The sequence below is a fragment of the Natronomonas sp. genome (assembly GCF_046483325.1).
GTDB lineage: Archaea > Halobacteriota > Halobacteria > Halobacteriales > Haloarculaceae > Natronomonas.
Window position 1 is genome coordinate 1 of record NZ_JAWODL010000055.1, and the last position, 6,311, is coordinate 6,311.

Here is a 6,311-nt window from a genome sequence, read left to right on the forward strand (position 1 = left end):
GCGCCGGTTCCGACGGAGGCGGCCGCGCCGGATGCGAGCGCCCCCATGCCGATTACGAATTTGCGTCGTTGCATTAGTGTTCTCTCCGTTGAGTGCGTCCCCATCCCCCAGCGACCGCCGCCAAGAGAGGAACGCCGCAGTCAACCCTATGGCCGTATCCATCCTCGTATTGAGTCGCCTGAACGAGTACACCGAGACCCTGCGCGTCGACAACGGACGTTTGTCGAACATACAACGGCCCGTTGTCGCGGGCGCTTCGACCCGTACGGACACGTTGTAACGTGGATGGATGACCCTGCGCGGATCGTGTCTCACCTCCGGAAAACCGCTTGAATGAGGGCGAATTCGGGCGGTTTCCCGGTTACAACGATCGATTGTACTTCGCGCCGATTCCCCTACGCTGTCAGTACTAATATGCCCACGAGGAGGACGGATCGGCGTATGATCGAGGCCGCCGAGATAGTCTTCGAGTCCGCCGATATCACGTCGGAGACCCGCCCGTCAACCGAGCTCACGGAGGACGACCTGTTCGACGTGCTTTCGAACCGTCGGCGACGGTACGCGATCCACCTCATCGAACGCGAGGGCGGGGCGGTCGATATCGGAACGCTCGCGGAGCAGATCGCGGCGTGGGAGAACGGAATCGAGTCCCACGGCGTTTCGTGTGCGCAACGAAAGCGCGTGTACACGGCGCTTCAACAGATCCACCTCCCGCAGATGGCGGACGCCGGCGTGATCACGTTCGACGACCGAAGCGGAGTGGTCGAACCGACGATCGCCATGGAGGCGATGGACATCTACGTCGATCTCGTCGACGGACGCGATGTCCCGTGGAGCGGATACTACCTCGGTCTCTCTTTCATCGGTCTCGCCGTCATGACGGCGGCCTGGATGGGGGTGTGGCCGCTATCGACGCTCCCGGACATCGCGTGGGGGATCTTCATGTTCGTGACGGTGGCCGTCTTCGCCGTCGCACACCACTCCCACATGACCAGACAGCGGCTCGGGCGGACCGAAAAGCCGGCTGAACTCCGGTATCGTCCCTCGGAGTCGGACGAATCGCCGACGAGTAATCGGTGATTACCAAAGGTTGGACGGGCCGTTGGGACTTTCACGTCATCCATGAATCCGCGATCAGTAGCCGTCTACGCCTTCGAAATCGGGCTGTTACTGGCGGTCGCCGCGATCTTGGTTGGGCAGTTTTACGGGACGCCGGTGTTGCTCTCGTTCGTCGAAACCGGGAGCATGGCGCCGACGATCGAAGCCGGCGACGGATTCGTCGCCGTCCCGACGGCGGTCGCCGGCCCGGTCGAAGAGGGCGACGTCGTCACGTTCGACGCGCGGAATCTCCACGGCGGCGGCCTCACGACTCATCGCGTCGTCGGCGAGACCGACGAGGGGTACGTCACCCAGGGCGACGCCAACGCAGTGACCGATCAGGACGACACGGAACCGCACGTCTCCGACGGCCAGATCAAAGCGAAGGCGCTCCAGATAGACGGCGAGGTCGTCGCCATTCCACATCTCGGGACAGCCGTGATGGGTATACAGAGCGGTCTCGAGCGGATTCAGGGAGGCCTCGCGGCCACGTTCGGCACGAGCGCGTTCCTCGGTGCGCAGGGGCTGTCGTATCTCCTCTTTGGCTTCGGTATCCTCGTCTACGCCATCGGGCTGTTCGAGGAGCACTCCGGCCGTCCGCGGGACGATCGGTCGCGTTCGCGCTCCCGGCCGCACATCTACGATGGCCGGCGGATCGTCCTCCTCTCGATCCTGTTCATGGCGGTCGTGTCGATGGGGACGATGGGTGCCATGTCGGGGACCGAGCGGATCGACATAGTCAGTGCGAGTTTCGACTCCGAACGGCCGACCGTCATCCCGGCCGGCGAGCAAAGACAGTGGAACGATACGTTCTACAACGGCGGCGTCTTTCCCGTCGTCACCACGCTCGAGCCCACCAGCAACGGGATCGAAACGGGTCCGCCGGATCACGTGCTGCTCCCGCGCGGTGAATCGGCCAACGTTACGGTGACGGTTACAGCACCGCCGGAGACGGGTTCCTACATCCGGTCGTACCGCGAGTACCGGTATTTCATGGTCTTGCCGCCCTCCGTTATTTTGGCGTTACACGAGGTTCATCCGTGGCTCGCGATGGGCGCGGTCACTGGCGTGATCTCGGCGTTGTTCGTCGCTCCCGTCCTGTTCGTCACCGGATTCGGTACGGTTCGCACGCGCGAACGGAAACGCGAATCGCCGACCGGTTGGTGGTAGGCCGCCGTCCGCGTTCCTCTCTCGGGCGCTCCACGGCACCTACCGCAGTGCAACGCCACGCTGTCCGCATACAACTCGTGATTAGTTAACTCACTATGGGAAATATCCGTGAGCAACCGATGTGCGACGCCCCCTCGGACGGACCTCCCTCACAGTTCGTTCGTGCCGCAAAGGAAGTGCTTTCCCCCGTGACGTGGCCTGACATCGATGGCGCCCGTCGTTCGAATCACCGAGCCGGATACGCGGATGATCGGATCTATGATGCCTGACCGACTGAGAACGATCGTCCAGCCGCACGATGACGTTGACGTTCGTCACCTTCTGGGCAGTCGACGCCGGCGGGACATCGTCGGATACCTGCTCGAAGACGAATCGATTGCGTTCAACGAGCTCGTCGACCGGATCGCCACCCGCGAACGGGAACTCGCTTCCGTCCGGTCCGACGTCGATCACCGCGTGTCGGTGTACGCATCGTTGTATCTGACGCACATCCCGAAACTGGTCGATGCCGGTGTCGTAGCGTACGATCCCGACACTCGACGGGTCACGATCACCGATCGCGGGCTTCGACTTCGCTCGCAGTTACGCGCGCCGCGAACCGACCGTACGGTCTGGAGTCTGGTGTTTCTCGTCCAGTCGGTCGTCTGGATCCTCATCATTCTCGCCGCCTGGATCGGCGTCCCGCCGCTCGCGGGGGTCCCCGCCGCTTGGCTCATCGGTTCGTGCGTCGGCACGCAATTCGCCACTTCGCTCGCGTACGCTTGTCGGACCAGCCGATCGCCGATCGGTCACGGATACGCGCGGTGACGATCGTTACACTTCTCTGTACATTCATTAATGAAAGATAGTATTTAAGATATGATTATCTTCGATTAGTAGGTGTATATAGCGCCGCAGTCGGTGACTTTTTCTCTCGTACCCCGTCTCGATAACCGGCTCGCGCTACGTCTGATCTCCGTATATAAATATAATTAAAATGGTATGTAGCTCGCGATTAACTAACTGATACTCCTCACTACCCCCTCCCGGGGGAACACGACACATGACATACTCTGGGATTCGGGGTGGGTTCCGTGGCGAGTAGAGCGGAGTTACGTGACGGACGGTCCGACGTGGACGCCGGACGTGCGGATCGGCCCGACTCGTCACCGCTCCTCGAGTCCACGACTGACGAGCCGAGAGGTCGCGAGCAGATCTTCGAGATACTGAGCAACGAGCGCCGTCGGCTCGTCCTCCGATACCTCCGCGAACACCCGACAGACGAGCCGATCGATTTCCGATCGCTCGTCGATCAAGTCGCGGCGTGGGAGAACGACACCGCTCCGGATCTGGTGGATTCGAGCGATCGAAAGTGCGTGTACACGGCCCTTCGCCAGACGCACTTGCCGAAACTCGATAAACTGGGCGTCGTCGAGTTCGATAGCCAACGGGGCTCGGTCGAACTGTCCGAAGACATCGACGACGTGCTGTTGTATATGACCTACGTCCCCGAGCGAGAGCGCTTCTGGAGCCGGTTGTACCTGGTCTTGGCGGGACTGTGCGCCGCCGTCGCGATCCTCTTTTGGGTCGGGATCGGGCCGTTCGGATCGCTCTCGGGGATCGCGGTGGCGATCGGTATCGCCGCCGCGTTCGGTATCGCCTCGATCGCGCAACTGTATCAGTCCCAGCTAACCGGAGGGTGGGAGAATGGACCGAGCTGGAACTGACCCCGTCGGTCGCCCATGTGGCACGTACGCGCAGGTTGCGACGTCGCTCCCGGCCAGCGACGGGCGCGTATGGAGGTCGACGCGATGAGGCGTCCGTCGTCTCGGTGGGGTGCGCTCGAATATATCGGTCATCAGGTAGTCCGATCAGTCCCGGGTATGTACCCATACGCGGGAAAACGGAACGTATTGGTCGTGATACTCTATTCGATAGCACTGATCGCACTTTCGTCTCTCGTGATATAACCGTGAGAGAGGGTTTCGCGATATGATCGCGGACTGATCACCTCCGAAACCACCCGAGCCGTGAATGAAGCGACGCGAGCATTCACGGACGGTCTGGAACGCAACCCTTAGGCGTATTCGTGGACAATTCGGAGGCATGAGTGACGAAGGGCCAGACAAACACGAGTTCTCCGAGGGACAGGGGTTCGGCGATCCCTACGAGGGATTCGATCTCGATCCGCCGGAACTCGACGTCGACCCCGGAATGGTCGACCCGGTCGATTCGCGCGTCGTCGCCGACACGCTGGATCGACGACAGATCCCGGTCGACGCGGTCGACGCCGAGGAACTGCTAGACGTCGGCATCGAGTACATGCGCATCGAACGGCACGAACAGGCGACCGACGCTCTCCAGCGGGCCGCACAGTTCGCGAGCGACGACGGCATCGAACAGGAGGCGTGGGTCAACAAGGGGGCCGCCCACGCCGAACTCGAGGAGTTTCAGGAGGCCATCGAGGCCTACCGGGAGGCGCTCAGAATCGACCGCGACTCCGAGCACGCCGCCTCGGCCGAGACGAACCTCGCGTACGCGCTCTGGAACGACGGCCGGGGCGAACAGGCGCTCGAACACGCAGAACGAGCAGTGGAACTCGACCCGCGCTTCCCGCAAGGGTGGTACAACCGCGGCTTCTTCCTGCTCGAACGTGGCCTCGCCGAGGATGCCGTCTCCTGTTTCGACAACGCGCTCCGACTCGGCTATCGCAACGCCGACGTGCTCGAGGAGAAAGCGCGGGCCCTCGAGGAAATCGGCGAGGACGAGCGCGCCGAGGAACTCGCCGACGAGGCCGAAGAGCTGCGCGGCGCGGCCGAGAGCCGGCTGGTCGAAGCGCACGACGAATGACGTCGATGCTGCTCCGCGAGCGGTCGACCCCGGAGGGACTGCTCGTCTCCGTCTGTGACGCCGACGTGCTCGGAGAGACCTTCGAGGCCGGCGACCTGTCGTTGACCGTCGAGCCGGACTTTTACGACGGCGAGGAGGCGACCACCGACGAGGTGACGGCGAGTCTCGCCGCGGCATCGGTCGCGAACCTCGTCGGTACGGAGGCGGTCGAGACGGCGATCGACGCCGGCTTCGTCGACGAGGCGAACGTCCTCGAGTTCGAGGAGACGCTGCACGCGCAGTATCTCCGGATGTAGCGGCCGTTGTGAGTCTTCGGCCGCCGTTCGGCCGAAGCGGACCCCGACACCCGCCCCGCCGGACGCGTTTTCGGTCGCTCGAACCGACCAGCCGTGCGCGTCGGCGATTCGGCGAACGATCGAGAGGTCGAACCCCGTCCTCGTGATCCGTGTACCCCACCACGAATAGCCGGTCGCGAGCGTCACGCAGAGCACGGTCAACGCGGTTGCCACGACCCATCTCGGCACTCAGCGTCTCGCGTCCAGCACATCCATTGGCCCACGTACGGCCGTAGGGTAAAACAAAGGATCGAACGGTCTCGATCGCTCGTTGCGACGCCGAGTGTGCAATCGTTCCGCAACCGAAGGAGTAACCAGTCTCGGGATGGTACGTTATATAATGAGTACACAGGCCGAGGCACTCGACGTCGAGCGGATTCGTAGGGATTTTCCCATCCTACAGCGGGAGTTCGACGGCACGCAGCTGGTCTATCTCGACAACGCAGCGACGACGCAGACGCCCGACCCGGTCGTCGAGACGATCGTCGATTACTACCACAACTACAACGCCAACGTTCACCGCGGGATTCATCAACTGAGTCAGGAGGCCTCGATCGCCTACGAGGAGGCCCACGACCGCGTCGCGGAGTTCATCGGCGCGTCGGGCGGCCGCGAGGAGGTCGTCTTCACGAAGAACACCACCGAATCGATGAACCTCGTCGCCTACGCGTGGGGGCTCAACGAACTCGGCCCCGGCGACGAAGTCGTCTTGACGGAGATGGAACCCCACTGGCGACCAATTAATGCATTGGACACATATAGTAGAGAGACCTTCAATGCTCTCCACGTTAAAATAACTGTTTTTCAGGCTTGCTTTCAGACAATCAGTACAAACGGCTTAGTTTATTCACAGCGCCTTGGCAACTGCGCCAGACGTTG

7 protein-coding genes are annotated in these 6,311 nt (G+C 62.3%); all 7 read left to right on the top strand.

Going from position 1 to position 6,311, the window contains the following annotated elements; all coding sequences use genetic code 11:
* Positions 1 to 441: 441 nt before the first annotated feature.
* Entirely contained in the window at positions 442 to 1,080 is a 639-nt protein-coding gene (locus tag R6U53_RS15350) for a hypothetical protein (RefSeq protein ID WP_410323250.1), read from the top strand.
* Positions 1,081 to 1,122: 42 nt separating this feature from the next.
* Positions 1,123 to 2,268, top strand: coding sequence for a S26 family signal peptidase (locus R6U53_RS15355; protein ID WP_410323251.1), 1,146 nt, complete (start codon positions 1,123 to 1,125; stop codon positions 2,266 to 2,268).
* 207 nt (positions 2,269 to 2,475) lie between these two features.
* The gene (locus R6U53_RS15360) at positions 2,476 to 3,075 is read left to right on the top strand and encodes a hypothetical protein (RefSeq protein WP_410323252.1); all 600 of its coding nucleotides are present in this window, start codon (positions 2,476 to 2,478) and stop codon (positions 3,073 to 3,075) included.
* A gap of 305 nt (positions 3,076 to 3,380) precedes the next feature.
* A complete protein-coding gene (locus R6U53_RS15365) occupies positions 3,381 to 3,974 on the top strand; it encodes a hypothetical protein (protein WP_410323253.1) in 594 nt (197 codons plus the stop codon).
* Positions 3,975 to 4,353: 379 nt separating this feature from the next.
* Positions 4,354 to 5,097, top strand: a complete 744-nt coding sequence (locus R6U53_RS15370) for a tetratricopeptide repeat protein (RefSeq protein ID WP_410323254.1) — start codon at positions 4,354 to 4,356, stop codon at positions 5,095 to 5,097.
* A 5-nt stretch (positions 5,098 to 5,102) separates the two neighbouring features.
* Positions 5,103 to 5,393, top strand: coding sequence for a DUF424 domain-containing protein (locus R6U53_RS15375; RefSeq protein WP_410323256.1), 291 nt, complete (start codon positions 5,103 to 5,105; stop codon positions 5,391 to 5,393).
* 379 nt (positions 5,394 to 5,772) lie between these two features.
* Positions 5,773 to 6,311, top strand: a 539-nt coding sequence (locus tag R6U53_RS15380; RefSeq protein WP_410323255.1) for an aminotransferase class V-fold PLP-dependent enzyme, incomplete at its 3' end; no start/stop codon positions are given.